This is a genomic window from Symbiopectobacterium sp. Eva_TO, assembly GCF_053848865.1.
Genome location: NZ_JBSPEY010000004.1, coordinates 2292224 through 2318891, shown reverse-complemented (window position 1 = coordinate 2318891; position 26668 = coordinate 2292224). Strand labels below are relative to the sequence as shown.

23 protein-coding genes and 5 pseudogenes are annotated in these 26668 nt (G+C 51.8%); 17 read left to right on the top strand and 11 right to left on the bottom strand.

The window, feature by feature from the left end:
• Positions 1–95: 95 nt before the first annotated feature.
• The 7 genes and pseudogenes from pstS to ACWWJF_RS14165 all read left to right on the top strand — a co-directional run bounded on the left by pstS (position 96) and on the right by ACWWJF_RS14165 (position 6004).
• Positions 96–1139 carry a phosphate ABC transporter substrate-binding protein PstS gene (gene pstS / locus ACWWJF_RS14195; protein WP_455869804.1) on the top strand — a complete coding sequence of 348 codons (1044 nt, stop codon included), beginning with the start codon at positions 96–98 and terminating at the stop codon, positions 1137–1139.
• 122 nt (positions 1140–1261) lie between these two features.
• A complete protein-coding gene (pstC, locus tag ACWWJF_RS14190) occupies positions 1262–2221 on the top strand; it encodes a phosphate ABC transporter permease PstC (RefSeq protein WP_455871094.1) in 960 nt (319 codons plus the stop codon).
• On the top strand, positions 2221–3108 hold the full coding sequence (gene pstA, locus ACWWJF_RS14185) for a phosphate ABC transporter permease PstA (RefSeq protein WP_455869803.1): 888 nt from the start codon (positions 2221–2223) through the stop codon (positions 3106–3108). Before pstC ends, pstA begins: the two co-directional genes overlap by 1 nt.
• A gap of 51 nt (positions 3109–3159) precedes the next feature.
• Positions 3160–3936: a phosphate ABC transporter ATP-binding protein PstB gene (pstB, locus tag ACWWJF_RS14180; RefSeq protein WP_264624463.1), complete on the top strand. Its 777-nt coding sequence runs from the start codon at positions 3160–3162 to the stop codon at positions 3934–3936.
• 14 nt (positions 3937–3950) lie between these two features.
• Positions 3951–4685 carry a phosphate signaling complex protein PhoU gene (gene phoU, locus ACWWJF_RS14175; protein WP_455869802.1) on the top strand — a complete coding sequence of 245 codons (735 nt, stop codon included), beginning with the start codon at positions 3951–3953 and terminating at the stop codon, positions 4683–4685.
• 292 nt (positions 4686–4977) lie between these two features.
• A pseudogene (locus ACWWJF_RS14170) lies at positions 4978–5666 on the top strand (IS5 family transposase); the annotation flags it as partial.
• A gap of 152 nt (positions 5667–5818) precedes the next feature.
• Entirely contained in the window at positions 5819–6004 is a 186-nt protein-coding gene (locus tag ACWWJF_RS14165) for a transposase (RefSeq protein WP_455871093.1), read from the top strand.
• A gap of 202 nt (positions 6005–6206) precedes the next feature.
• On the opposite strand, the gene ACWWJF_RS14160 is transcribed toward ACWWJF_RS14165, so the two are convergent.
• From ACWWJF_RS14160 to ACWWJF_RS14150, 3 genes and pseudogenes are all read right to left on the bottom strand, one after another.
• Positions 6207–6689, bottom strand: a complete 483-nt coding sequence (locus ACWWJF_RS14160; RefSeq protein ID WP_455869801.1) for an integrase core domain-containing protein — start codon at positions 6687–6689, stop codon at positions 6207–6209.
• A gap of 108 nt (positions 6690–6797) precedes the next feature.
• Positions 6798–7594 (bottom strand): annotated as a pseudogene (locus tag ACWWJF_RS14155) (transposase); the annotation flags it as partial.
• An 83-nt stretch (positions 7595–7677) separates the two neighbouring features.
• Entirely contained in the window at positions 7678–7827 is a 150-nt protein-coding gene (locus tag ACWWJF_RS14150) for a hypothetical protein (RefSeq protein ID WP_455869800.1), read from the bottom strand.
• 121 nt (positions 7828–7948) lie between these two features.
• Here ACWWJF_RS14150 and ACWWJF_RS14145 point away from each other — a divergent pair, with 121 nt between their 5' ends.
• Positions 7949–8989: an IS481 family transposase gene (locus ACWWJF_RS14145; protein ID WP_455869799.1), complete on the top strand. Its 1041-nt coding sequence runs from the start codon at positions 7949–7951 to the stop codon at positions 8987–8989.
• Between the two features lie 147 nt (positions 8990–9136).
• Here ACWWJF_RS14145 and istB read toward each other — a convergent pair whose 3' ends face one another.
• The 6 genes and pseudogenes from istB to ACWWJF_RS14115 all read right to left on the bottom strand — a co-directional run bounded on the left by istB (position 9137) and on the right by ACWWJF_RS14115 (position 16792).
• Positions 9137–9892, bottom strand: a complete 756-nt coding sequence (istB, locus tag ACWWJF_RS14140; protein ID WP_455869798.1) for an IS21-like element helper ATPase IstB — start codon at positions 9890–9892, stop codon at positions 9137–9139.
• Between the two features lie 14 nt (positions 9893–9906).
• Entirely contained in the window at positions 9907–11436 is a 1530-nt protein-coding gene (gene istA, locus ACWWJF_RS14135) for an IS21 family transposase (RefSeq protein WP_455868672.1), read from the bottom strand.
• Positions 11437–11717: 281 nt separating this feature from the next.
• Positions 11718–12759 (bottom strand): annotated as a pseudogene (locus tag ACWWJF_RS14130) (IS481 family transposase).
• Between the two features lie 254 nt (positions 12760–13013).
• Positions 13014–14345, bottom strand: coding sequence for an IS4 family transposase (locus ACWWJF_RS14125; RefSeq protein ID WP_455869797.1), 1332 nt, complete (start codon positions 14343–14345; stop codon positions 13014–13016).
• Positions 14346–14415: 70 nt separating this feature from the next.
• Positions 14416–15168, bottom strand: a complete 753-nt coding sequence (locus ACWWJF_RS14120; protein WP_455869796.1) for a retropepsin-like aspartic protease — start codon at positions 15166–15168, stop codon at positions 14416–14418.
• Between the two features lie 292 nt (positions 15169–15460).
• Positions 15461–16792 (bottom strand): IS4 family transposase, encoded by a 1332-nt coding sequence (locus ACWWJF_RS14115; protein ID WP_455869795.1) that lies wholly within the window; start codon positions 16790–16792, stop codon positions 15461–15463.
• 92 nt (positions 16793–16884) lie between these two features.
• On the opposite strand from ACWWJF_RS14115, the pseudogene ACWWJF_RS14110 reads away from it, so the two are divergent.
• From ACWWJF_RS14110 to ACWWJF_RS14100, 3 genes and pseudogenes are all read left to right on the top strand, one after another.
• Positions 16885–17085 (top strand): annotated as a pseudogene (locus ACWWJF_RS14110) (transposase); the annotation flags it as partial.
• Positions 17086–17301: 216 nt separating this feature from the next.
• A protein-coding gene (locus ACWWJF_RS14105) for an IS3 family transposase (protein WP_455869794.1) occupies positions 17302–18470 on the top strand; the annotation gives its coding sequence in 2 pieces (ribosomal slippage) (positions 17302–17557 and positions 17557–18470; 1170 coding nt in all).
• A pseudogene (locus tag ACWWJF_RS14100) lies at positions 18469–19410 on the top strand (IS110 family RNA-guided transposase); the annotation flags it as partial. The gene ACWWJF_RS14105 and the pseudogene ACWWJF_RS14100, both read left to right, overlap by 2 nt.
• Here ACWWJF_RS14100 and ACWWJF_RS14095 read toward each other — a convergent pair.
• On the bottom strand, positions 19357–19596 hold the full coding sequence (locus ACWWJF_RS14095; RefSeq protein WP_455868475.1) for a hypothetical protein: 240 nt from the start codon (positions 19594–19596) through the stop codon (positions 19357–19359). The pseudogene ACWWJF_RS14100 and the gene ACWWJF_RS14095 overlap by 54 nt on opposite strands.
• Before the next feature lie 122 nt (positions 19597–19718).
• On the opposite strand from ACWWJF_RS14095, the gene ACWWJF_RS14090 reads away from it, so the two are divergent.
• The gene (locus tag ACWWJF_RS14090) at positions 19719–19844 is read left to right on the top strand and encodes a hypothetical protein (RefSeq protein WP_455869793.1); all 126 of its coding nucleotides are present in this window, start codon (positions 19719–19721) and stop codon (positions 19842–19844) included.
• Between the two features lie 328 nt (positions 19845–20172).
• On the opposite strand, the gene rpsT is transcribed toward ACWWJF_RS14090, so the two are convergent.
• Entirely contained in the window at positions 20173–20433 is a 261-nt protein-coding gene (gene rpsT / locus ACWWJF_RS14085; RefSeq protein ID WP_455869792.1) for a 30S ribosomal protein S20, read from the bottom strand.
• Positions 20434–20823: 390 nt separating this feature from the next.
• Here rpsT and ribF point away from each other — a divergent pair, with 390 nt between their 5' ends.
• From ribF to ispH, 5 genes are read left to right on the top strand one after another with little or no spacing between them, the layout of a single operon-like run.
• Positions 20824–21765: a bifunctional riboflavin kinase/FAD synthetase gene (ribF, locus tag ACWWJF_RS14080; RefSeq protein ID WP_455869791.1), complete on the top strand. Its 942-nt coding sequence runs from the start codon at positions 20824–20826 to the stop codon at positions 21763–21765.
• Between the two features lie 43 nt (positions 21766–21808).
• Positions 21809–24622, top strand: coding sequence for an isoleucine--tRNA ligase (gene ileS, locus ACWWJF_RS14075; RefSeq protein ID WP_455869790.1), 2814 nt, complete (start codon positions 21809–21811; stop codon positions 24620–24622).
• The gene (lspA, locus tag ACWWJF_RS14070) at positions 24622–25128 is read left to right on the top strand and encodes a signal peptidase II (protein ID WP_455869789.1); all 507 of its coding nucleotides are present in this window, start codon (positions 24622–24624) and stop codon (positions 25126–25128) included. The genes ileS and lspA overlap by 1 nt, the downstream gene beginning before the upstream one ends.
• A complete protein-coding gene (gene fkpB, locus ACWWJF_RS14065; protein WP_455869788.1) occupies positions 25125–25598 on the top strand; it encodes an FKBP-type peptidyl-prolyl cis-trans isomerase in 474 nt (157 codons plus the stop codon). The genes lspA and fkpB overlap by 4 nt, the downstream gene beginning before the upstream one ends.
• Positions 25579–26529: a 4-hydroxy-3-methylbut-2-enyl diphosphate reductase gene (gene ispH / locus ACWWJF_RS14060; protein WP_455871092.1), complete on the top strand. Its 951-nt coding sequence runs from the start codon at positions 25579–25581 to the stop codon at positions 26527–26529. Before fkpB ends, ispH begins: the two co-directional genes overlap by 20 nt.
• Positions 26530–26668: the final 139 nt, after the last annotated feature.

The window sequence follows — 26668 nt, the reverse complement described above, 5'->3', positions numbered from 1 at the left end:
TGTCATGTAATTGTCCTATTTTTCCTCCTGCGAACTACACTCTGATCAATAAAGAATCTGGGTCGACACCTTTAAAAAATCCCACAGGAGGGATTATGAAACTGATGCGTACCACGATTGCCGGTCTCGTTATGGCAACCTTCTCCCTGACGGCGGTCAACGCCTCAGCTGCCGTTAACCTTACCGGTGCAGGTGCTACGTTCCCAGCGCCGGTCTACGCCAAGTGGGCAGACTCTTACCAGAAAGAAACGGGCAATAAAGTTAACTATCAAGGTATTGGTTCTTCTGGCGGCGTTAAGCAGATTCAAGCAAAAACCGTTGATTTCGGTGCATCTGATGCACCACTGGCTGATGAGAAGCTGGCTGAAGATGGCCTGTTCCAGTTCCCTACCGTAATCGGTAGTGTGGTATTAGCGGTAAACGTCCCGGGCATTAAATCTGGCGAACTGACGCTGGATGGTAAAACGCTGGGTGATATCTACTTGGGTAAAATCAAAAAATGGAATGATGCGGCCATCACTAAACTGAACCCGGGCGTTAAACTGCCGGATCAGGATATCGCCGTCGTTCGTCGCGCTGACGGTTCCGGTACCTCTTTCGTGTTCACCAGCTATCTGGCGAAAGTGAACGCTGAATGGAAAGAGAAAATTGGTGCTGGTTCTACGGTTAACTGGCCGACCGGTCTAGGCGGTAAAGGTAACGACGGTATTGCCGCGTTCGTTCAGCGTCTGCCGGGCTCTATCGGTTATGTTGAATACGTTTATGCCAAGCAGAATAACCTGGCTTACACCAAGCTGATTTCTGCCGACGGTAAAGCCGTTCAACCGACCGGCCAATCATTCAGCAACGCGGCCAAAGGCATCGACTGGAGCAAATCTTTTGCCCAAGACCTGACCAACCAGCACGGTGCTGACGCATGGCCAATCACCTCTACCACCTTCATTCTGGTTCACCAGAAACAAGAAAAACCAGAGCAGGGCGCTGAAGTGCTGAAGTTCTTTGACTGGGCGTTCAAGAAAGGCGGTGAGCAAGCGTTAGCACTGGATTACGCTACGCTGCCAACCGAAGTGGTTGAGCAGATTCGTGCCGCATGGAAAACCAGTGTAAAAGACAGCAGCGGTAACGCGCTGTTTAAATAAGCATTGAAACGCTATGCAAGCCCTTGTGCGGTTAACAAGGCACTGACATAAGTTATGGCGGATGGGCGGGAAGCCCGTCCGCCTTTGCCTGTCAAATGATTAACACTGAAGAAGAGAGCACTATGGCTGAGTATAAGCCAACCATGAAAGCCCCCGGAAAGCTGGGCGACGTCATCTTTATCGCACTGGTGAGATTCTCCGCGCTGCTGACGCTGCTGCTGCTGGGCGGCATCATCGTATCGCTGATCGTGGCATCCTGGCCGAGCATTGAGAAGTTTGGCTTTGCGTTTCTGTGGACTAAAGAGTGGGACGCGCCTGCCGGGCAGTTTGGTGCGCTGGTGCCGATTTACGGTACCGTCGTGACCTCGCTGATTGCCCTGATCATTGCTATTCCTATCAGCTTCGGTATCGCCCTGTTCCTGACGGAGTTAGCACCGAACTGGCTGAAACGCCCGCTGGGCGTTGCCATCGAATTATTGGCCGCCATTCCGAGTATCGTTTACGGCATGTGGGGTCTGTTTATTTTCGCACCGTTGTTTGCCAAATACTTCCAGCAACCGGTCGGGAGTATCCTGTCCGGCATTCCTATTTTGGGCACACTGTTCTCTGGTCCTGCGTTTGGTATCGGTATTCTGGCCGCCGGTGTGATTCTGGCCATCATGATCATTCCTTATATCGCTGCCGTAATGCGTGACGTGTTTGAGCAAACACCGGTAATGATGAAAGAGTCAGCCTACGGTATTGGTTGCACCACCTGGGAAGTGATTTGGCGCATCGTATTGCCATACACCAAAAACGGGGTGATTGGCGGCGTCATGCTGGGGCTGGGGCGCGCACTGGGTGAAACCATGGCGGTGACCTTTATTATCGGTAACACCTACCAGTTGGACAGCCTGTCTCTGTTTATGCCCGGCAACAGTATCACTTCCGCGCTGGCGAACGAGTTTGCCGAAGCGGAATCTGGCCTGCATACGGCGGCATTGATGCAGCTTGGTTTTATCCTGTTTGTGATTACCTTTATCGTGCTGGCGCTGTCTAAGTTGATGATTATGCGTTTGGCAAAAAATGAGGGAGCACGCTAATGGCGGCGTTAGGAATGGAACAAGAAGCCACACTGGCGCGTACCCGGCAGAAAATGCAGGCCTGGCGTCGCCAGAAGAACCGCATTGCGCTATGCCTCTCCATGACAACCATGGCATTCGGCCTGTTCTGGCTGGTGTGGATCCTGTTCTCTACCGTAGTGAGAGGGATCGACGGCATGTCGCTGGCATTGTTTACCGAAATGACGCCGCCGCCCAATACCGCAGGTGGTGGGCTTGCCAACGCCATTGTCGGCAGTGGATTGCTGATTTTCTGGGCCACGGTCTTTGGTACACCGCTCGGCATTATGGCGGGTATCTACCTGGCGGAATATGGTCGCAAATCCATTGTTGCCGAAGTGATTCGCTTTATTAACGATATCTTATTGTCAGCACCTTCGATTGTGGTTGGCTTGTTTGTCTACTCGATTGTCGTGACAAAGATGCAGCACTTCTCGGGGTGGGCGGGGGTGATTGCGCTGGCGCTATTGCAGGTGCCTATCGTGATTCGTACCACAGAGAACATGCTGAAACTGGTTCCCGATAGCCTGCGTGAAGCGGCTTATGCGCTGGGAACGCCGAAGTGGAAAATGATTTCGGCCATCACATTGAAAGCCTCTGTCTCCGGCATTATCACTGGCGTACTGCTGGCAATCGCCCGCATCGCCGGGGAAACCGCACCGTTGCTGTTTACGTCGCTGTCCAACCAGTTCTGGAACACCGACATGATGCACCCGATTGCCAACCTGCCCGTCACCATCTTTAAGTTTGCCATGAGCCCGTTTGTCGAGTGGCAACAGCTGGCCTGGGCGGGGGTGCTACTGATTACGCTGTGCGTGCTGCTGCTGAACATTGTCGCGCGTATTTTGTTCGCGAAAAAGAAACATTAATGGATTCAACGGTGTGTCGGACGACACACCAGTTAAAAGAGAGAAGTCTTAATGAGTATGGCTACCGAGACATCCAACTACAAAATCCAGGTGCGCAATTTGAATTTCTATTATGGAAAATTCCATGCGCTGAAAGACATTACGCTGGATATTGCCACCAATCAGGTGACCGCATTTATCGGCCCGTCTGGCTGCGGCAAATCCACACTGTTGCGCACGCTGAATAAAATGTATCAACTGTATCCGGAACAGCGCGCGGAAGGGGATATCTTGCTGGATGGTAACAACATTCTTACTGACAAGCAGGATGTGGCGTTGCTGCGTGCCAAGGTGGGCATGGTGTTCCAGAAGCCAACCCCGTTCCCGATGTCGATTTATGACAATATTGCCTTCGGTGTGCGTTTGTTCGAAAAACTTTCCCGCGCCGATATGGATGAGCGCGTGCAGTGGGCATTGACCAAAGCCGCATTGTGGCAGGAAACCAAAGATAAGCTGCACCAGAGCGGATACAGTCTCTCGGGTGGTCAGCAGCAGCGTTTGTGCATTGCGCGCGGTATCGCTATCCGTCCTGATGTGTTGCTGCTTGATGAACCTTGTTCGGCGCTGGACCCTATCTCTACGGGCCGTATCGAAGAACTGATTTCCGAATTGAAGAAAGATTATACCGTGGTGATCGTCACCCACAACATGCAACAGGCGGCACGCTGTTCGGATCATACGGCATTTATGTACTTGGGCGAACTGATCGAATTTAGCGATACAGATACCCTGTTTACCGCGCCCAAACAGAAACAGACCGAAGACTACATTACCGGTCGCTATGGTTGATTACAGGAAGCATCATGGACAATCTGAATCTGAACAAACACATTTCCGAGCAGTTCAACGCTGAGCTTGAGCACATTCGCACCCAGGTGATGACCATGGGCGGTTTGGTTGAGCAGCAACTGACGGATGCCATTACGGCAATGCACAACCGTGACGCGGAATTGGCCCAACGCGTGATTGAAGGTGATGCCAAGGTGAACTTGATGGAGGTGACCATCGATGAAGCCTGTGTGCGTATCATCGCTAAGCGTCAGCCAACGGCGAGTGATTTGCGTCTGGTGATGGCAATCATCAAAACCATTTCTGAACTGGAGCGTATTGGCGATGTAGCGGATAAAATCTGTCGCACCGCATTGGAGAAATATTCGCATCAGCATCAGCCTTTGCTGGTTAGCCTGGAATCGTTGGGTCGTCATACGGTAGAAATGCTGCATGACGTACTGGACGCCTTTGCGCGCATGGATCTGGATGAAGCTATCCGTATTTATCGCGAAGACAAGAAGGTCGATAAAGAGTATGAAGGCATTGTGCGCCAACTGATGACGCACATGATGGAAGACTCACGCACCATTCCGAGCGTATTGACCGCGCTGTTTTGCGCCCGCTCAATCGAACGCATTGGCGACCGTTGCCAGAACATCTGCGAGTTTATTTTCTACTTCGTTAAAGGGCAGGATTTCCGCCATATTGGTGGTGATGCGCTGGAAAAACTGCTGGAGAAAGAGAAAAACGGACCTGCACCTCAGTGATTTTCACTGACAATATCCCCTGTCAGGGGGGGGCAGACTGCTGACAAAGTCTCTCTACCCCCTCGTCATCCTCGGCGGAAGCCGGGGATCTCTGTGTGAATAAACGCGTTTCTTCGGCAAGAGATTCCCGCTTTCGCGGGAATGACAGTGGGAGTCTGGCTGTTTATCAGCAACCTCATACGCCCAGTAAGGGGCATGTTGTTGATGGTCGGATGCAGAGGTTTGTGTGTTAGGCTGTGTCCCTTAATCCCATGAGTTATACTAACTGTTTGTTTCTACATCATTTTGAACTATGGCTCGCTACGACCTTCCCGATGAAGCATGGGCTATCATCCAGCCCTTACTCCCTGCTGAACCAGCAACACCACAGGCCGGACGCCCATGGGCTGAGCATCGCATGATTATCAATGGCATGTTCTGGGGGCTGTGCTCTGGTGCCCCATGGCGTGATTTACCTGAGCGATACGGCCCATGGAAAACCGTTTATAACCGCTTTAACCGATGGTCAAAATCGGGAGTCATTAACATTATTTTCAATAAGTTACTTTCATCACTTGATGCCCATGGCCTCGTGGACTGGTCAGCGACTGCGCTGGATGGTAGCAATATCAGGGCGCTGAAATGTGCTGCCGGTGCTCAAAAAAACATCCCGATATCACCGGAGATAATGGGCAGGGTCGCTCTCGAGGTGGTTTTGGCACCAAAATCCATATGGCTACAGACGGAAGTGGTCTTCCGTTAAACATCGTGTTGAGCCCCGGTCAGGCTCATGAAAGTCAGTTTGCACTACGTCTTTTGGACGGTATTGGTGTTCAACGCCAGAACGGCAGTATGAAACGCCGTGGTCATGCGGTACTCGCTGACAAGGCGTACTCCGGGCATGTATTACGTAACGAGCTGAAAAACAGAGGTATAAAAACTGTCATCCCCCGAAAATCCACTGAAAAAATGGCGGTAGATGGTCGTTCAAAGCTCGATCGGCTTTGTTGAATAATAGGGAATCGTGCTGTTTTACTATGCCCATTTTGGTAGAAAATGCTTATCACCTCAGGCATTCCGTTTTCTCATGATGCTTAACTGCATGATTTTACGTTGCTGGAAACAATCGTTTTACTGGGCTGGTAGCATAAAATCTGTTTATTCAACAAAGCCAGCTCGATCGTGACGCCTACCGCAATCGGAACGTTGTTGAGCGGTGCTTTGGCCGTCTGAAAGAATACCGTCGCATTGCGACACGTTACGACAAAACGGCGAGGAATTATCTGGCAATGTTGAAACTGGGCTGCATCCGCCTGTTTTACCAGAGGTTATGTAATTAAGGGACACAGCCTAGAGCACAATATCCATTACTTGATTTTCACGCTGAATAGTCAGTGCCAATGTTCCTTTTGGCTCCTGAAGTAACAATTTCCTCACCGTTTTTATTTTTTCTGGAGAATAGGTGGTATTGTTGATGGTTAATATCTTATCACCATTTTTTAATCTGATCTTGACCCACCATCTCCGGACAGCTTTTGTATCTTAAGTTAACGATGCCCGCTGGCGCCGATATTCTCTTGGGGAGTTGTATCCCAGCGCACTGTGCGGATGGTTTTCATTGTAATGATTGAACGCCGCTGCAAGGTTCTTCAGCGCTGTTCGCACATCGGGTTTTGGCATGAAGGCGATGTAATCTTCCTTCATCGTCTTCACGAACCGTTCTGCCATGCCGTTACTCTGTGGACGGCTCACTGCTGTTGTGCAGGGCTCCAGATTCAGTTCTCTGGCGAACTTCCGCGTTTCATGCGCTGTGTACGCTGAACCATTATCCGTCAGCCATTGCACTGGTTTATCCGGCAGCGCGCTACCGAAGCGTTTTTCCACCGACCTCAGCATCACATCCTGCACGGTTGAACTGTCATAACCCCTGGTGCTCGCTGCCCAGTCTATGGCCATATCGTTATACACATCTTTTGGCCATTTTTTGAACAGGATGCTCAGAACCCCGTGAATTAAGGCATTCAAGCCATCCCATTGGCTTTTTGAGGTTCAAAATGCCACTCTGAGATAAACCCGTAACTCATTGATTAAACAGTGCGTTAGAAAGATGTGTATAACGATATGGTCTATGGCCTCCCGGTCGCAGCAGTCCAGTGCGAACGTCACCCGCAGCTTCTCGCCGTTGTCACAACCGAACTCGAAGCCATCTGAGCACCAGCGCATATCGCTCTCTGCTACCGCGATTTTGCCTTTATGCTCCCGCTTCGGACGTTCAGTTTTATCATGCAACAACAGCAGGTTATGCTCGCTCATTATCCTGTAAAGCCGTTTGGCGTTCACCGGTGGAAGTCCCTCTGCACGACGTTGCTTACGCAGGATACCCCACACTCGGCGGTAACCGTAACTGGGCATGTCGCTGATGATACGGAGGATGTCCGATAATATCTCAGCATCAGCTTCGTCATTACGCCGGTTGCTGCGCCTGTCCAGCCAGTCGGCAGAACGGTTAACCCGCAGTGACAGCTGCGCACGCGACACGCTCATGGCGCGGCTGACCAGAGCTATTCCCCGTCCTTTGGCAACAAGGGCGCGTGCGCTATCCATTTTCGCGACTGGCGGTACTCCACTGCTTCTTTGAGGATCTCAACTTCCATCGTCTTCTTACCCAGAAGGCGCTGTAGCTCCCGGACCTGCTTGAGGGCAGTCGCCAGCGCCGAAGCTGGAACCACTTCTTCTCCGGCCGCAACGGCGGTGAGGCTTCCTTCCTGGTATTGCTTCTTCCACTTAAACAAAAGGCTGGGCTGGATGCCATGCAGGCGGGCTACATGGGAGACGTTCATCCCCGGCTCCATTGTCTGCTGAATGATGGCGATTTTCTCTTGCGGAGTTTTACGCTTACGGACTTCTTGCCCTAACAGGATCCCGGTCATTTCAAAATTAGCATGATTGTTAGACATATATCTAAGCCTATCTCTTATCTGGAGATACAGCTACTGTCTGGTGTTACAGGGGGCTACATCACACCATTTTTTAATCCATATTTTTGTATTTCTTCATTATTGTTGTAAAACACTTCAATGCTTCCATCCATATAGCGAATGGCAATGGAACGTTCATGAGGAATGCTGTTTTTTTCAATAGAGTCAGCGTCATAGCAAAACATTATACGTGAAGGGATAAACTGTATTAGTCGCGACTTGATCTGACACTGGACCTTGAAAGGTTGAGAGTTACCGGTTTTGATATGGGTGTCGAATCCTTATACAAAACACGAGGTAACTCTCATGCTTCATACTAACAATCCCATCATCAAACACAAAGCCGGCCTGCTCAATCTCGCCGAAGAACTCGGTAACGTATCAAAAGCCTGTAAAATCATGGGTGTGTCACGCGACACGTTTTATCGCTATCAGGAACTGGCGGCAGAAGGCGGCATTGACGCTCTGGTTAACCAAAACCGCCGGGTTCCCAACCTGAAAAACCGTGCTGATGAAGCCACTGAACGTGCGGTTGTTGATTACGCCATTGAGTTCCCGGCTCATGGCCAGCACCGGACCAGTAATGAGCTGCGTAAAAAAGGCGTCTTCATTTCTGTCAGCGGTGTGCGCTCCATCTGGCAACGACACGATCTGGAAAACTTTCGTAAGCGCCTGAAGGCACTTGAGGAAAAAGTTGCCAGAGAAGGCATCGTACTTACTGATGCTCAAATCGCTGCACTGGAGAAGAAGGCGCACGACGACGAAGCCTGTGGTGAAATAGAGACTGCTCACCCGGGTTATCTGGGGTCGCAGGACACCTTCTACGTGGGTAATCTGAAAGGTGTTGGCCGTATCTACCAGCAGACGTTCGTGGATACGTACTCGAAAGTGGCGCACTGCAAGCTTTACACGAGTAAAGCACCGATCTCTGCCGCCGACCTGCTCAATGATCGCGTGCTGCCGTTCTACGAAGCTCAGGGGCTGCCAATGCTAAGAATACTGACGGACAGGGGGACGGAGTACTGCGGTAAAGTGGAACAACATGACTATCAGCTGTACTTGGCTATCAACGATATAGACCATACGAAAACGAAAGCGATGTCTCCGCAGACAAACGGTACCTGCGAGCGCTTCCATAAAACTATTTTGCAGGATTTTTATCAGGTTGCGTTCCGTAAGACGTTATACGAGGACCTAGAAAGTCGACAAAAGGATCTGGACAACTGGTTGTGGCATTACAATAATGAGCGAACTCATCAGGGTAAAATGTGCTGCGGGCGTACGCCAATGGCCACGTTACTTGATGGTAAACGAGTCTGGGCAGAAAAAAATCTGAACCAGATTTAATCTGACAGACACCTGTATAAATAACCGGTAACTGTCAGATCAGGTCTGAGTGCGTATTCGCATGCGATCGATCATCGATTCGCATCTAAGGTCGATCACGTTTTCGCATCGTAATCGATCACCCGGGAACCTAACTTTTTTATCGTTTTAGCGTGTTTCTTCTGCGCTTTCCACTGCCAGGCTATTTTTCCTTAATGATTCTCCCTGAAGCTCCACTCTGTGAGAGTTGTGGATCAGCCGATCCAGGAAGGCATCTGCCGCCGTCGGGTTTTCCATCACTCCGTACCATTGCTCCACCGGCAACTGGCTGATAAGGATCGTGCTGGTTTGCCCATATCGCTCTTCCGTTATTTCCAGCAAGTCATTGCATTGCCGCGTTGTGATAACTTCAAGACCAAGGTCGTCCAAGATAAGAAACTCTATTTTTTGAAGCTGTTTCAGTTGCTTAAGCCAGCTGCCGTCCAGTCGGCCCTGCTCAAACTGATCCAGCAGCCGACCCATGCGCCAGTATTGAACGCTTCTCTTTTGCCGGCACGCCTGCTCGCCCAGGGCACAACCTACCCAGCTTTTTCCGCTGCCAGTTGGCCCTGTTATCAGGATATTCTTGCTGTGGGTGATGTAATGCCCGTTCAGAAGCTCGCGCATCTGTTCGGCCTTTAACCCTCGGGAGACCGGATAGTACATACCCTCAGGGGTTGCACCGTGGCGCAACCGTGCCTGCTTTCTCAACCGCCCAACACGGCTGTTTTCACGATTCAGTAGCTCTTCTTCGACAAGTAACCCCAGGCGTTCTGCGAACCCCAGCTCATTGTATGTACCAGGTGCCTCACGCTGGCGTATCATGCCATCGGCCATTGCCGACAGCTTCAGCGTTCTAAGTTTGGTTAGCAGGTCATCAGTCATAACGACTCCCTTTTTCAGTGGTAATATTTTGGACCACGCAGATTCTCGTGCTCCAGTGGAAGCTGTAACTCTCTATTTCCTTTAACTGTTTCTCCGATGCCCTCCCTGTTGTGACGCAGCTGATTCTCGATAAAACGCCTTTCCGGATGGTTCAGCCCGCAGGCCTTGTCACAGGCTTTTTCCAGCCGTTCGGCACCGTATTTTTTCTGGAGCGACAGTAGGCCGAGAACAGCCCGATAAGCCTGCTCAGGATGATTCTTCGCGTTTAGCATCGCTTCCACCACCTGCCGGGTCGCCTTGCCGGTTCTCGCGGCATTATCCAGCAGCTTTTCAGGTGTCCAGCTGCTGTGCCCGCGGTGATTGACCGGCATGTGTGCCGGATTCGTGCTGTGGCTGTACTGCCGATCGCTGCGAGGGTGCTGAGCCACGCAGCGGCCCTTATGCCAGACCTGGACCAACGTCTGACCCGCTTTTACCGACAGCCTTTCACCAACCAGCTCATGGGGAACGGAGTACCAGTGGCGGTCGTATTCGACGTGATAGTCAGGAGCGACCTTCACCGCACGGTATTCGGTGTATTCATAGGGCATGGCTGGCAACGGCTGCAGGCACGGCGCATCGAGCAGCGCAAAGCGCTGCGCTCGGCTCTGGCCCCCATAACCTTTCATTGGCCGGTTATTCAGCTCGGTCATCAGCTCACTGAGCCTGACGTTGAGCGCATGCATCGTATGGAAGGTTTCATTGCGTATTCGCGCCAGGAGCCACCTTTCGACCAGCAGGACGCCGTTTTCCACTTTGGCCTTGTCTTTCGGTTTGTAGGGTCTGGCTGGCATCACTACCGTGCTGTAATGCGAGGCCAAAGACTGATAGCTGTCGTTGATGACCGGCTCGTAGCGATCTGCTTTGCTCACCGCGCTACGCAGATTATCGGGTACCAGCAGGGCTGGAACGCCGCCGAGGAAGGTCAGGCAGTGGCTGTTAGCATTCAGCCAGCTCATCATGTCCTGACCGGGGCAGGCTTCTGCATAGGTATAATTTGACGCTCCCATGACAGCGACGAAGATGGCGACCCGGCGCACATTTCCCGTATCGGGGTCGGATACCGGCACCGTGGGCCCGCAGAAGTCGATGAACAGCTTCTCACCGGCACGGTGGGTCTGGCGCATCGAGCGTTTCTGGCATTTCTTCCATTGGCGATAACAACGGCAGAACTGAGAGTAGCCCAGCGCCATTTCTCCGGTTTCGGTGCTGTATTCTATCCACAACAGCTGCCTGGTAACCCCTGGCCGTCTTAGCTCGGTATCGATATACAGCCAGTCTGGCGCGATAAGCTCCGAGGTGCGCATTCTGCGGGTGGGGAACAGCATCTTTTCCAGTTTTTCTGGCAAGAGCGCATCAGGCAATGGCCACGACAGCGATGCGGCGGTAAAACGGGAGAGCACCTCATAAACTGTGGAAGGGCTGACCCTAAGAGCAGCGGCGATGGTGCGATTAGACTGGTTGCACTCAAATTTGAGTTTGAAGATCTGAAGACAAGTCTCCATGGGACTCCTGCTTTTTCTCTTTCTGGCCATCGTTATCTCCATTTCAGTAGAAACTGCGAACGGAGAGGAGGTTAGAAGAGTTAAGTCCCGGAGTGATCGATACGACGCGAATCAGTGATCGACCTTAGATGCGAAATCGTGATCGATTGTCATGCGAATCACTGATCGATCACGATGCGAATATGCACCTGAGCTAATACAGATAAACGTATAGCGTTTAAACTGTATTAGCTCAGACCTGATCTGACAGTTACCGGTTATTTATACAGGTGTCTGTCAGATTAAATCTGGTTCAGATTTTTTTCTGCCCAGACTCGTTTACCATCAAGTAACGTGGCCATTGGCGTACGCCCGCAGCACATTTTACCCTGATGAGTTCGCTCATTATTGTAATGCCACAACCAGTTGTCCAGATCCTTTTGTCGACTTTCTAGGTCCTCGTATAACGTCTTACGGAACGCAACCTGATAAAAATCCTGCAAAATAGTTTTATGGAAGCGCTCGCAGATACCGTTTGTCTGCGGAGACATCGCTTTCGTTTTCGTATGGTCTATATCGTTGATAGCCAAGTACAGCTGATAGTCATGTTGTTCCACTTTACCGCAGTATTCCGTCCCCCCTGTCCGTCAGTATTCTTAGCATTGGCAGCCCCTGAGCTTCGTAGAACGGCAGCACGCGATCATTGAGCAGGTCGGCGGCAGAGATCGGTGCTTTACTCGTGTAAAGCTTGCAGTGCGCCACTTTCGAGTACGTATCCACGAACGTCTGCTGGTAGATACGGCCAACACCTTTCAGATTACCCACGTAGAAGGTGTCCTGCGACCCCAGATAACCCGGGTGAGCAGTCTCTATTTCACCACAGGCTTCGTCGTCGTGCGCCTTCTTCTCCAGTGCAGCGATTTGAGCATCAGTAAGTACGATGCCTTCTCTGGCAACTTTTTCCTCAAGTGCCTTCAGGCGCTTACGAAAGTTTTCCAGATCGTGTCGTTGCCAGATGGAGCGCACACCGCTGCCAGAAATGAAGACGCCTTTTTTACGCAGCTCATTACTGGTCCGGTGCTGGCCATGAGCCGGGAACTCAATGGCGTAATCAACAACCGCACGTTCAGTGGCTTCATCAGCACGGTTTTTCAGGTTGGGAACCCGGCGGTTTTGGTTAACCAGAGCGTCAATGCCGCCTTCTGCCGCCAGTTCCTGATAGCGATAAAACGTGTCGCGTGACACACCCATGATTTTACAGGCTTTTGATACATTACCGAGTTCTTCGGCGAGATTGAGCAGGCCGGCTTTGTGTTTGATGATGGGATTGTTAGTATGAAGCATGAGAGTTACCTCGTGTTTTGTATAAGGATTCGACACCCATATCAAAACCGGTAACTCTCAACCTTTCAAGGTCCAGTGTCAGATCAAGTCGCGACTAATACATTTAAACCGAGACAGGAAATCCATCCCGACATGAAATTTTCCTTCCTGATTATCTGAAAACTCCATTTTATTTAATGGCAATCCATTAAATATAAAGTCCTGCAAGATATATTTGGTGCTTTTTGTTAAGCCACCCGCTTCAGCCCACCTCGTTATACACATCTCTGTTCGTGCCTGAGCGCGCGTAGCGTTTCGGCGGCCGTCATGACTTTCTGCAAGCCTTTCCAGATAGTTTTTGCGCCTGGTTCACCGTCGCCTTTTCGAGCAAGAAAGCCTCCGAGTTGCGCAACTAAGCGCAATACTTCGTTTAGCTTAGGGCGGCCCTTGGGCATACGCTTGTTCATCAGTAGGTAAGCTCCATGAGTCTCGTCGGAATCAAAGAACAACATTGCGTCCAGCTCTGGACAGGTTCGTCCCATACGCATTAAATAGGCGATGCGCCATGCCACGATCATGAACAGCGCCAATGCCCGCTCAATGCGATCCACGGTCGATAACTGTAACGCTTCGACACAGCAGCCGTTCTTCAGCACATTGAAGAACATCTCGATTTCCCATCTAGCCCGATACCAGTCGATCAGCTCCACGATATCTTCTCGTCCTTCAGGTACGCGATTGCTCAGCAACCGCCACTCGACCGGCTTCACGCCTGCTGGCGACTCAATTTCCTTGGCTATCACACAAGTCACTGCCAACCCGCAACGCAGCGACACTCGCTTCACGCGCAGCGCCTGTTTCACCGTACGCGCCTTCTGCCCCGCGCGAGCCGCCATAACGAATTGGATTTCTCCCACCGGCACGGTCTTTCCAACCTTCTGCCAAAGCTTCTCATTACAGTCCAGACTGCGATTATGAGTCGAGCGGATCAACCAGTCAGCCGGAGTGCCAAGGTCATCAGCGAGCTGCATCAACGCCTTGATATCCGCTTCGCGATCGGCTAAGTACACCAGACGTGTGTTTGGCAACTCCGAGGCGAGTTCAGCAACTCGCTCGTATCCCTCGAGCCAGCGCGTACTCTCCTTGAGCCCATCGCGTTTTCCGTCTGCATCCTTCGGCTCTCTTGCCCACATCCACGCATCCAGTACGCCCAACCCCACGCGATCCGGACTGACCGCGTAGGTCGGATGCAGGTACAGACCACGCCTGGCTTCGTAGTTCAAGGGACCCAAGCCTTGGATTTGCTGCCCGTTGAAGTCAAGCTCGGTAGTGTCTTGGATACACAGCACAACCTCGTGTTCTCGGATCCTTTCCTGCGTACGCTGCCAGTGAGGTTGCAGAATGTCTCGCCATTCGAATGCTTGGTTCTCCATGAAGCGGTAAGCACCCAGCGTCTCAGACCATCCGAGGCACGCATGCGGAATGCTGGCTTGCGGATTCTCAGCCAGCCGTATCAAAAGCCCTTTGGCACGCTTATTGAGCCTCGTGTCACCAAGATTTACCCCTTCCAGTTCTTGGTGTGCCCAGCCATCTGAATCCCGTGTCATTTTTCAGCGCCGTAAATGGCGATAGTACACGTCGGTTTCACTTCATTTACAACCCCACCGGCTGCCTATTTCAGCCCGCTAACCCTTGGCATATAAGGCGTTGCGGACTTGTGTATAACGAGGTGGCTTCAGCCATCGGTTCATTGCTAGACAATAATTCAAGCGATAGCTTGTTTTCTTTGACATAATTGAGGAATTCATTGGAAACGAAGCTGTGATCGGCGCCGGTATCCATGCGAAAGGCCACATCATTATTTTTATATTTAAACCAGAGTTGTGGCATTCGGTTGTAGCTGTCATCATAGCCGGTGCACGCCTGATAATCCGATGCGGAGGGGAGCGTGTCGGAAATAATAACCTTTTTTTGGTCATTATCGACTTTCCAACTGAACCGTCTAAACGTATCAATACCGATAATGCCGTCTATTTTTGTTCCCATCGATTGCGTCAGCAGTGATAAATCGAGAGAAACCCATATGTTGCTGTCATTGATCTCTTTTGTGCCGATGACGAAGGTGGTTGGTTTCAATAGGGCAAACTGATGGCCCTCCAATCGTCCAGAAACCGTCGTGACGTTTGAAAATTCTTGGCGATAATTCTGTGGAATTTCTGATGAGAGTAAGGGACGTGTTATCGTGTTCGCTATTTTTTCATCAATAAAGGTTACGCTGGCACCAGTATCAACGAGAAAATTTAATGTTTTGTTGTTTATCACGACGGGGATAACAATGTAATCTTCAATACTCGTTTCAAGAACGATCCCAGATTTTTTATTATTTTGCGTTTCACGCGGGTTCTTTCTCCAGTGATCGCACCCGGTCACGCTTGATAAACAAAGTAATAATTGATGCTATTTGGGTTGTTTTTTTCATGACAATTAGCGGCATTTTCATTCCTGCTTGCTGAATTTTTTGAAAATTCTATTGTCGTTTATTTAAACAAAATATAAACAATTATTTGGTTTGCGATAATTAGACATATTCTTAAGGGCTTTGTTGAATAAATAGAAAGTTTGGGTAATCATCGGATCAGATCACCATAGTTGTTTCAACATCAGGTCTCCATGGCAAAACAAAATTTTAAAATCACTAACTGGCCCTCCTATAACCACCTCGTTATACACATCTCTGTTCGTGCCTGAGCGCGCGTAGCGTTTCGGCGGCCGTCATGACTTTCTGCAAGCCTTTCCTGATAGTTTTTGCGCCTGGTTCACCGTCGCCTTTTCGAGCAAGAAAGCCTCCGAGTTGCGCAACTAAGCGCAATACTTCGTTTAGCTTAGGGCGGCCCTTGGGCATACGCTTGTTCATCAGTAGGTAAGCTCCATGAGTCTCGTCGGAATCAAAGAACAACATTGCGTCTAGCTCTGGACAGGTTCGTCCCATACGCATTAAATAGGCGATGCGCCATGCCACGATCATGAACAGCGCCAATGCCCGCTCAATGCGATCCACGGTCGATAACTGTAACGCTTCGACACAGCAGCCGTTCTTCAGCACATTGAAGAACATCTCGATTTCCCATCTAGCCCGATACCAGTCGATCAGCTCCACGATATCTTCTCGTCCTTCAGGTACGCGATTGCTCAGCAACCGCCACTCGACCGGCTTCACGCCTGCTGGCGGCTCAATTTCCTTGGCTATCACACAAGTCACTGCCAACCCGCAACGCAGCGACACTCGCTTCACGCGCAGCGCCTGTTTCACCGTACGCGCCTTCTGCCCCGCGCGAGCCGCCATAACGAATTGGATTTCTCCCACCGGCACGGTCTTTCCAACCTTCTGCCAAAGCTTCTCATTACAGTCCAGACTGCGATTATGAGTCGAGCGGATCAACCAGTCAGCCGGAGTGCCAAGGTCATCAGCGAGCTGCATCAACGCCTTGATATCCGCTTCGCGATCGGCTAAGTACACCAGACGTGTGTTTGGCAACTCCGAGGCGAGTTCAGCAACTCGCTCGTATCCCTCGAGCCAGCGCGTACTCTCCTTGATCCCATCGCGTTTTCCGTCTGCATCCTTCGGCTCTCTTGCCCACATCCACGCATCCAGTACGCCCAACCCCACGCGATCCGGACTGACCGCGTAGGTCGGATGCAGGTACAGACCACGCCTGGCTTCGTAGTTCAAGGGACCCAAGCCTTGGATTTGCTGCCCGTTGAAGTCAAGCTCGGTAGTGTCTTGGATACACAGCACAACCTCGTGTTCTCGGATCCTTTCCTGCGTACGCTGCCAGTGAGGTTGCAGAATGTCTCGCCATTCGAATGCTTGGTTCTCCATGAAGCGGTAAGCACCCAGCGTCTCAGACCATCCGAGGCACGCATGCGGAATGCTGGCTTGCGGATTCTCAGCCAGCCGTATCAAAAGCCCTTTGGCACGCTTATTGAGCCTCGTGTCACCAAGATTTACCCCTTCCAGTTCTTGGTGTGCCCAGCCATCTGAATCCCGTGTCATTTTTCAGCGCCGTAAATGGCGATAGTACACGTCGGTTTCACTTCATTTACAACCCCACTGGCTGCCTATTTCAGCCCGCTAACCCTTGGCATATAAGGCGTTGCGGACTTGTGTATAACGAGGTGTCCTATAACAAGGCCCTCAAGCAGCGCGGTTCTCTAACCGTATGGCTAGATGAATCAGTCATTGCTGCATGGACGGAAAAAACGACTACTGAACGGCGTGGACGACCGCTCCACTACTCAGATATGGCCATCACCACAGTCCTGATGATGAAACGCGTGTTTGGCCTAATGAGATGGTCACCCCCACCCTGTGAGCGGTACGCTGACAGGGTGTTTCTTTATGGAGAAGGCCATCATGCAAAACGTCACGCTTATTGGTATCGATCTCGGCAAACATTCTTTTCACATTCATTGTCAGGATAAATCAGGCATGTAGTGGCACACTGATACTGGCCACCTGATCGGAGGTGATATGCTCACCTCATCAACACGACAGGTGACCTCATGGGTAAACATTTTACGGCGGAATTTAAGCTCGAAGCCGCAAAGCTGGTTGTCGACCACGGCTACACATACGTTAAGGCCGCAGAGGCGGTTAATGTCAGCCATTCTGCCATTAGTCGCTGGGTCAATAAGCTTCGCCTTGAACGACAGGGAAAAACGCCAACGGGACTTCCTCTTACCCCTGAACAGCTCGAGCTGCGTGAGATGAAGAAAAAAGTCCAATGCCTTGAAATGGAGAACGAAATCCTAAAAAAGGCTACGGCGCTCTTAATGTCGGACTCACTCAACGGTTCACGGTAGTCGACAGGCTGAGGGCGCGATACCCGGTCACGGCGTTGTGCCAAACTTTTGAGGTACATCGCAGCAGCTACAGGCACTGGCAGGCTTCCGCTAATGAACCCGACGGTGAGCGCGTGGTTAAGTGTAGTCGCGTCATGGAAGCCTGGAACGCCAGCGGCGGCTCTGCCGGCGCTCGAAGTATCGCGACCATCGTCACCGGCAGCTCTGGTGTCAAAATGGGGCGCTGGCTGGCTGGCAAGCTGATGAAGGAGCTGGGTATCGCCAGCTGCCAGCGACCGGCTCACAAATACAAACGCGGCGGCAATGAACACGTTGAAATACCGAACTATCTCAACCGCCAGTTCGCGGTTACCGCGCCGGATCAGGTCTGGTGCGGCGATGTGACCTACATCTGGACGGGCAAATGCTGGGCTTACCTTGCGGTGGTGCTAGACCTGTTCGCCCGCAAACCGGTGGGCTGGGCCATGTCGACGCCGCCGGACTCGGCGCTGACAGTTAAAGCGTTGCAGATGGCCTGGGAACTCCGGGGACAACCAACAGGAGTCATGTTCCACAGCGACCAGGGCAGCCACTATACCAGCCGTCAATACCGGCAAGCCCTGTGGCGCTGCCGGATAAAGCAGAGTATGAGTCGGCGGGGTAACTGCTGGGATAATGCGCCAATGGAGCGGTTCTTCCGCAGCCTGAAGACAGAATGGGTGCCGACAAAGGGTTACAACAGCTTCAGCGAAGCCCAGGACGCGATTATCCGCTACATCACGGGGTATTACAGCGCTATCCGGCCTCACTGGTATAACGGCGGCTTAACTCCAAACGAATCTGAGCGACTGTTCTACATACAGTCTAATGCGGTGGCCAATATTAGTTGACCACTACAGCAAGGCATTACTGCGGAAAAAGTTTACCCGCACCAAACTCATCGAGTTTCTGGCTACGTGTACACCTACTACCGTTGTAATGGAAGCCTGCGCCGGTGCCCATTTTATGGCTCGTCGGATCAGTGAGCTGGGGCATGAAGTAAAGTTGATCTCTCCGCAGTTTGTCCGCCCTTTTGTCAAGAGCAACAAGAACGATTTCGTTGATGCCGAAGCAATATGCGAAGCCGGATCACGCCCTTCCATGCGGTTTGTGCAGCCAAGAACTGAGGCTCAGCAGGCTATGCGAGCCTTGCATCGCGTCAGGGAGTCGTTGGTCAGAGACAACGTTAAAACGACTAACCAAATGCATGCTTTTTTACTGGAGTTTGGTATCAGCATGCCGAAAGGTATTGCGGTAATCAAAAGGCTTTCAGCTGTTCTGGCTGATAATGACTTGCCACCTTATCTGGCACAGTTGCTGCTTCGATTACACGATCATTACCAATATTTGGTTGGGCAGATAGCAGAGCTCGAAAGAGAACTTGGGCAGGCACTCTCTCTAGATGAAACTGGCCAGCATTTAATGACCATCCCTGGTGTTGGACCGATAACAGCCAGCGTTTTGTCATCACAGTTAGGCGATGGCAAACAATATGAAAACAGTCGTAATTTTGCCGCTTCCACCGGTCTTGTACCCCGCCAATACAGTACTGGAGGGAAGAATACTCGGCTGGGTATTAGCAAGCGTGGAGATAAAAACCTTCGCCGATTGCTTGTTCAATGTGCGCGGGTATTTATCCTAAGAATTGACCATCAATCAGGGAGATTAGCTGATTGGGTAAGGTCTCAGTTGGGCAGGAAACATTCTTGCGTTGTGTGCTGTGCATTAGCAAATAAATTAGCTCGAATAGCTTGGGCAATAACGACACGAAATACCGTGTTTGAACAGTAATGCTGGTCTAACAGTCAGCAATTTAACGAAGTTACCCATCTGGTTTTGCGAAGACTGATTATTGATGACATGAACGGCCTGACGGCCTGATATAAAACCAAAAAATGAAAATGGCTCAATGAAGCCGATGGCCTTTTTAGGAATATCAGGTGCGAAACTCATCGTGGCGCGGGCATCCTTGGCCATAAAGACGCCGGATAGATTTAAGCCATATCGTTATACACATCTTTCTAACGCACTGTTTAATCAATGAGTTACGGGTTTATCTCAGAGTGGCATTTTGAACCTCAAAAAGCCAATGGGATGGCTTGAATGCCTTAATTCACGGGGTTCTGAGCATCCTGTTCAAAAAATGGCCAAAAGATGTGTATAACGATATGGATTTAAGCAAGCCCACCATTAATCAAAGATCAGTGTTGCAAAAATGGGGGTGACCATAGATTTGTGATGTTATCAGTGCCGCTTGTTGAGTTTTGGGCTCCTGGTTTGTCAATATGATGGGGGAAGATTTTTTGGTTACTGGCGCTACCATAGAGAACCTCATGAATTCTGGATGCTGTATGCGCGCCAGCATAAAGTAGCGGTTAATTTCGACTATAAAAATAAGTGCCTTACAGATTGAATCGTCATAAGGAGAGGGTAAGGGCGAGGTAATGCCAGGGGAAACATGCGGGATGTGCTTTGAACGCGCAGAAACAAAAAAGCCGGCCAGAGCCGGTTTTTTCTTACAACGAGGAAGACAGATGTCTACGCAAGCAATAATTACAGTGCGTTGATCTGAGCAGCCAGGTTGGATTTATGACGAGATGCTTTGTTCTTGTGGATCAGACCTTTGCTAGCCTGACGATCCACAATCGGTTGCATGTCGTTAAACGCTTTTTGTGCAGCTTCTTTATCGCCAGTAGCGATCGCGGCGTATACTTTCTTGATGAAAGTACGCATCATGGAACGACGGCTAGCGTTGTGCTTGCGACGCTTCTCAGACTGTACGTCGCGTTTCTTAGCTGATTTGATATTAGCCAAGGTCCAACTCCCAAATATATTCTATCGAGGACAATTCAAAGGCCGAGGAATATGCCCGTTTAGCCTTCGTTTGTCAATGGATTTGTGCAAATAAGCGCCGTTTGTACGCCGACGCTTGTTACGTTGTGATGGCGCAGGATTTTAACAGCTTCGCGCTCGGGAATACAGCGTTTCCCGACAGAAATTCGCGTTTACCTGACGAACTTTTGATAAGAAAGAGGAATTTTTGCTCATGCGAAGCAACGCCGTAGGGGCAATGCATGGCAAGAACGGTAGGCACTACCGAGCAATTGCGTGACAAAAGGCGTGAATCGCGCCTTAACCTTAACCGCTGTACAAGGTATAATCCGCCGATTTCCATATCGTTAACCAAACTGTTCCTGAGTCGCCATGCAGCTAATCCGCGGTATACACAATCTCCGGGCACGCCATTATGGTTGTGTGCTCACCATCGGCAATTTTGACGGTGTACACCGTGGGCATCAAATGCTGCTTGAGCGACTAAAGCAGGAGGGGCTGGCGCGTGGTTTGCCGGTGATGGTGATGACTTTCGAGCCACAGCCGCTCGAATTGTTTGCTGCCGATCATGCGCCTGCGCGTCTTACCCGGCTGCGGGACAAGGTGAACTATCTGGCGCGCGCAGGCGTTGACGCACTATTGTGCGTTAAGTTTGATGCAGCGTTTGCCGCACACGATGCGCAAGACTTTGTGCGCCACCTTCTGGTGGAAAAACTGGGTGTGAAATTTCTCGTTGTGGGGGATGACTTCCGCTTCGGGGCTGGTCGTAGAGGTGATTTCCTGTTATTACAGGAGGAGGGGCAGGCCCATGGTTTCGACGTTATCAGCACGGCGACGTTCTGCAATGGCGGTAGGCGCGTAAGCAGTACCGCACTACGTGATGCCTTGCTGCATGACGATCTGCCGCTGGCGCAAGAATTGTTGGGTCACCCTTACACGATTTCCGGGCGCGTGGTGCATGGTAAAGCGCTGGGCAGAACGTTGGGATTTCCGACCGCGAATCTGCCGATGAAACGCCAGGTATCCCCGGTTAGTGGGGTGTATGCCGTTGAAGTCTACGGCCTTGGCCCGACGCCGTTTCCCGGCGTCGCCAATATCGGCACCCGGCCAACGGTAGACGGCGATAAACGCCAGCAGTTGGAAGTGCACCTGCTGGATGTCGCCATGGCTCTGTACGGGCGTCATATAGACGTGGCGCTGTGTAAGAAAATACGAAATGAGCAGCGGTTTGCGTCGCTAGAGGCATTGACGCAGCAAATCGCCGAGGATGTGGTGACGGCCCGGACGTTTTTCGGGTTAGCAGCACGGGTGTAATATTCATACCCCAAGGTATGGCCGAAACTAAATCGAGAATCTAATGAGTGACTACAAAACTACCCTGAATTTGCCGGAAACAGGGTTCCCGATGCGTGGCGATCTGGCCAAGCGTGAACCTGACATGCTGAAACGTTGGTATGAACAGGATTTGTACGGAATTATTCGTCAGGCGAAAAAGGGCAAGAAAACCTTCATTCTGCATGACGGCCCTCCGTATGCGAATGGCAACATTCACATAGGTCACTCAGTTAACAAGATTCTGAAAGATATTATTGTCAAATCCAAAGGACTGGCCGGTTATGACTCGCCGTACGTACCGGGATGGGACTGCCACGGTCTGCCTATTGAACTGAAAGTCGAGCAACTGATTGGCAAGCCGAGCGAGAAGGTGAGCGCGGCAGAATTTCGTCAGGCTTGCCGCAAGTATGCGGCGGAGCAGGTTGAAGGGCAGAAGAAAGACTTTATCCGCCTCGGCGTGTTGGGCTATTGGGATCGCCCGTATCTGACCATGGATTTCAATACCGAGGCGAATATCATCCGCGCTCTCGGCAAGATCATCGACAACGGGCACCTGCACAAAGGGACTAAACCGGTGCACTGGTGTGCCGATTGCGGTTCTGCATTGGCAGAAGCTGAGGTGGAGTATTACGATAAAACCTCTCCGTCTATTGATGTGGCTTTTACTGCTGTTGATGCGGCAGCTGTTGCGGCGAAATTCGGTGTCACTGCTGTTGCAGGCCCGATTGCACTGGTTATCTGGACCACTACCCCGTGGACGCTGCCCGCGAACCGCGCGATCGCCGTGAATGCCGAGTTTGCTTATCAACTGGTGCAAATCGAAGGCAAAGCGCTGATTCTGGCCGCCGATCTGGTGGAAAGAGTGATGACGCGTCTGGGCGTAACAAGCTGGACCGTGCTGGGCGACTGCAAGGGTTCCGATCTTGAACTGTTGCGTTTCAATCACCCGTTCCTGAATTTCGATGTGCCTGCGATTCTGGGCGACCACGTCACGTTGGATGCCGGTACCGGTGCAGTGCATACCGCGGGCGGCCACGGTCCAGATGACTATGTCATCAGCCAGAAATACCAGCTCGAAATCGCCAATCCGGTGGGGCCGAACGGCTGTTACCTGCCGGGTACGCACCCCAATCTGGACGGCAAGTTCGTCTTCAAAGCCAATGACCTCATCGTTGACATGCTGCGTGAAAGAGGCGCGTTGCTGCATGTGGAAAAACTGCAACACAGCTATCCGTGCTGCTGGCGTCACAAGTCGCCAATCATCTTCCGTGCCACGCCGCAGTGGTTCGTCAGCATGGATCAAAAAGGGCTGCGTCAGCAGTCGCTGTCTGAAATCAAAGGCGTGCAGTGGATCCCGGATTGGGGTCAGGCGCGCATAGAGTCCATGGTTGCCAACCGCCCAGACTGGTGTATCTCGCGCCAGCGTACCTGGGGCGTGCCGATGTCTCTGTTTGTTCATAAAGAAACCGAAGAGTTGCACCCTCGCACGCCGGAGCTGATCGAAGCGGTGGCTAAACGCGTTGAGCAGGACGGCATTCAGGCATGGTGGGATCTCGATCCGGCCGACTTGTTGGGTGCTGATGCTGCCAATTATGTCAAAGTGCCAGACACGCTGGATGTGTGGTTCGATTCCGGATCGACCCACGCCTCGGTGGTGGATGTGCGCCCGGAATTTGCAGGGCATGCAGCCGATATGTATCTGGAAGGCTCTGACCAGCATCGCGGCTGGTTCATGTCCTCGCTGATGACCTCTACGGCGATCAAGGGTAAAGCCCCGTATCGTCAGGTGCTGACTCACGGCTTCACCGTCGATGGTCAGGGCCGCAAAATGTCCAAATCCATCGGCAATACCATTGCGCCGCAGGACGTGATGGACAAGCTGGGCGCGGATATTCTGCGTCTGTGGATCGGCTCCACCGACTATTCCGGCGAGATCGCGGTGTCCGATGAAATCCTCAAACGTTCTGCCGATGCTTATCGCCGCATCCGTAACACCGCACGTTTCCTGCTGGCAAACCTGAACGGGTTCGATCCGGCCTTGCACAGTGTGAAGCCGGAAGAGATGGTCGTGCTGGATCGTTGGGCAGTAGGCTGCGCGCAAGCCGCACAGCAAGAGATCGTTGAAGCGTACGAAAGCTACGATTTCCACCGTGTGGTGCAACGCCTGATGCAGTTCTGCTCCATCGAAATGGGCTCGTTCTATCTGGACATCATCAAGGATCGCCAATACACCGCCAAGCATGACAGCGTGGCGCGCCGCAGTTGCCAGACCGCGCTGTTTCATATTGCGGAAGCGCTGGTTCGCTGGATGGCACCGATCATGTCCTTCACCGCCGATGAAGTCTGGGGCTACCTGCCGGGTAAACGCGCACAGTACGTGTTTACCGAAGAGTGGTATGACGGCCTGTTCGGGCTGGCGGAAGAGGAAACCCTGAATGATGCGTTCTGGGCCGACATGCTGAAAGTGCGGGCCGAAGTGAACAAGGTGATTGAGCAAGCGCGTAACGACAAGCGTATTGGTGGTTCGTTGGAAGCGGCGGTAACGCTGTATGCTGATGCTGAGCTGTCCGAGAAGCTGGGGCGTCTGCAACAGGAGTTGCATTTTGCACTGCTGACCTCCAGGGCGCGGGTTGAACGCTATGAAGATGCTCCGGCGGATGCGCAGGCGAGTGAACTCTCTGGCCTGAAAATTGCCTTAAGCAAAACGAATGGGCACAAGTGCCCGCGTTGCTGGCACTATGAGTCCGATATCGGTGTGGATGCTGCACACCCAGAGGTATGCGGACGCTGTGCCACGAATGTGGGCGGTAATGGCGAAGAGCGTAAATTTGTCTGATGAATAAATCGATCTGTTCAAGCGGGTTGCGCTGGCTGGTGCTGGTAGTGTTGGCGGTGGATCTTGGCGTCAAATACTGGGTGCTGGCGAATTTCGAACTGGGTGAAACTTGGGCGCTGTTCCCCTCGTTAAACCTCCACTATGCCCGTAACTACGGTGCGGCGTTTAGCTTCCTGGCAGATAAAGGCGGCTGGCAGCGCTGGTTCTTTGCCGGTGTCGCCATCATGATCGTGGTGGCGCTGTTGGTGATGATGTACCGTAACCGCGCCGACCAGAAGCTGAGCAATATCGCCTATGCGCTGATTATCGGCGGTGCGCTGGGAAACCTGTTCGACAGAACCTGGCACGGCTTTGTGGTCGATTACATTGACTTCTACGTCGGTGACTGGCACTTCGCAACGTTCAATCTGGCGGACACGGCTATCTGTATCGGGGCAGGTCTGGTAGTGCTGGAAGGCTTTCTGGCACCTCACGACGCCTCGGCGAAGCCGAAGGGGCAGGCATGACGCAAAGCGTACAGAATACCAGCGCCGTACTGCTGCATTTTGTGCTGACGCTGGAAGATGGCAGCGTTGCGGAATCGACCCGCGAACGGGGTAAACCCGCGCTGTTTCGCCTGGGGGATGAGAGCCTGTCTCCGGCACTGGAACAGCAACTCCTCGGCTTGCGTCGGGGAGATAAACACTGTTTCACGTTGCCGCCGGAATCGGCCTTCGGGCCGTCCAATCCGGATTTGATTCAGTTCTTTCTGCGCCGCGATTTTGCCGAGACCGGCGTACCGGACGTGGGCACCATCATGCTGTTCAGCGGCGTGGCGGGAAATGATATGCCCGGCGTGATTCGTGAAGTGGCGGAAGAATCGATTATGGTCGATTTCAATCATCCGCTGGCGGGTCATCACGTAAGCTTTGATGTTGAGGTGATGGATATCGATCCTGTCGCGCAGGAGGTTGAGCGTGCAAATCTTACTGGCTAATCCGCGTGGTTTCTGCGCGGGCGTCGATCGCGCTATCAGCATTGTCGAGCGTGCGCTGGAAATTTATGGCACGCCGATTTATGTGCGCCATGAAGTCGTGCATAACCGCTACGTGGTGGATGGCTTGCGCGATCGCGGTGCGATCTTTATTGAAGAGATTGGCGAAGTGCCTGATGGCGCAATACTGATTTTTTCTGCACACGGCGTGTCTCAGGCTGTACGGGCGGAAGCAAAGAATCGCGATCTGACCGTCTTTGATGCCACTTGCCCGTTGGTGACCAAGGTCCATATGGAGGTGGCGCGCGCCAGCCGTAAAGGGGTAGAAGCTATCCTGATCGGTCATGCGGGACACCCTGAAGTAGAAGGCACCATGGGGCAGTACAGCAACGATGATGGCGGCATGTATCTGGTGGAGTCACCGGAAGATGTGTGGAATTTGCAGGTTAAAGATGAGGGTAACCTCTGCTTTATGACGCAAACCACGCTGTCGGTGGATGACACCTCCGCGGTAATCGATGCACTGCGTGAGCGTTTCCCACAAATTATCGGCCCACGTAAAGACGATATCTGCTACGCCACCACGAACCGTCAGGAAGCAGTGCGTTATCTGGCGGAACGCGCAAACGTGGTGCTGGTGGTGGGGGCGAAAAACTCTTCCAACTCCAATCGCTTGGCAGAACTGGCTCAGCGTGCCGGCATTCCCGCTTACCTTATCGATTCTGCGAACGATATTCAGGAGCGCTGGCTCACGGATGTGGCGTGTGTCGGTGTAACGGCGGGTGCGTCTGCACCGGACATTCTGGTGCAGCAAGTGATTGAACGTCTTAAATCCTTCGGGGGGAAAGTCGCGCTCGAGCTGGAAGGCCGTGAAGAGAACATTGTCTTTGAAGTACCAAAAGAGCTGCGCGTGGAAGTAAAGCAGATCGATTGATACTGGCATGAGGCAGAGTAAAAAATAGCAGGGTGTTATCCCTGCTATTTTTTTATCTGAATTATCCCCTTTTTCGAATTCATAAAAACTGCATGATTATGCGTTGCCTATTTGGGGGGATTTATCTGTCAGCGTGCAG

Coding starts and splice junctions, on each gene's coding strand:
- pstS (WP_455869804.1), top strand. CDS start 96: ATGAAACTGATGCGTACCACGATTGCCGGTCTCGTTATGGCAACCTTC.
- pstC (WP_455871094.1), top strand. CDS start 1,262: ATGGCTGAGTATAAGCCAACCATGAAAGCCCCCGGAAAGCTGGGCGAC.
- pstA (WP_455869803.1), top strand. CDS start 2,221: ATGGCGGCGTTAGGAATGGAACAAGAAGCCACACTGGCGCGTACCCGG.
- pstB (WP_264624463.1), top strand. CDS start 3,160: ATGAGTATGGCTACCGAGACATCCAACTACAAAATCCAGGTGCGCAAT.
- phoU (WP_455869802.1), top strand. CDS start 3,951: ATGGACAATCTGAATCTGAACAAACACATTTCCGAGCAGTTCAACGCT.
- ACWWJF_RS14150 (WP_455869800.1), bottom strand. CDS start 7,827: ATGTTTTGCTATGACGCTGACTCTATTGAAAAAAACAGCATTCCTCAT.
- ACWWJF_RS14145 (WP_455869799.1), top strand. CDS start 7,949: ATGCTTCATACTAACAATCCCATCATCAAACACAAAGCCGGCCTGCTC.
- istB (WP_455869798.1), bottom strand. CDS start 9,892: ATGACTGATGACCTGCTAACCAAACTTAGAACGCTGAAGCTGTCGGCA.
- istA (WP_455868672.1), bottom strand. CDS start 11,436: ATGGAGACTTGTCTTCAGATCTTCAAACTCAAATTTGAGTGCAACCAG.
- ACWWJF_RS14125 (WP_455869797.1), bottom strand. CDS start 14,345: ATGACACGGGATTCAGATGGCTGGGCACACCAAGAACTGGAAGGGGTA.
- ACWWJF_RS14115 (WP_455869795.1), bottom strand. CDS start 16,792: ATGACACGGGATTCAGATGGCTGGGCACACCAAGAACTGGAAGGGGTA.
- ACWWJF_RS14095 (WP_455868475.1), bottom strand. CDS start 19,596: ATGGCCAAGGATGCCCGCGCCACGATGAGTTTCGCACCTGATATTCCT.
- ribF (WP_455869791.1), top strand. CDS start 20,824: ATGCAGCTAATCCGCGGTATACACAATCTCCGGGCACGCCATTATGGT.
- ileS (WP_455869790.1), top strand. CDS start 21,809: ATGAGTGACTACAAAACTACCCTGAATTTGCCGGAAACAGGGTTCCCG.
- lspA (WP_455869789.1), top strand. CDS start 24,622: ATGAATAAATCGATCTGTTCAAGCGGGTTGCGCTGGCTGGTGCTGGTA.
- fkpB (WP_455869788.1), top strand. CDS start 25,125: ATGACGCAAAGCGTACAGAATACCAGCGCCGTACTGCTGCATTTTGTG.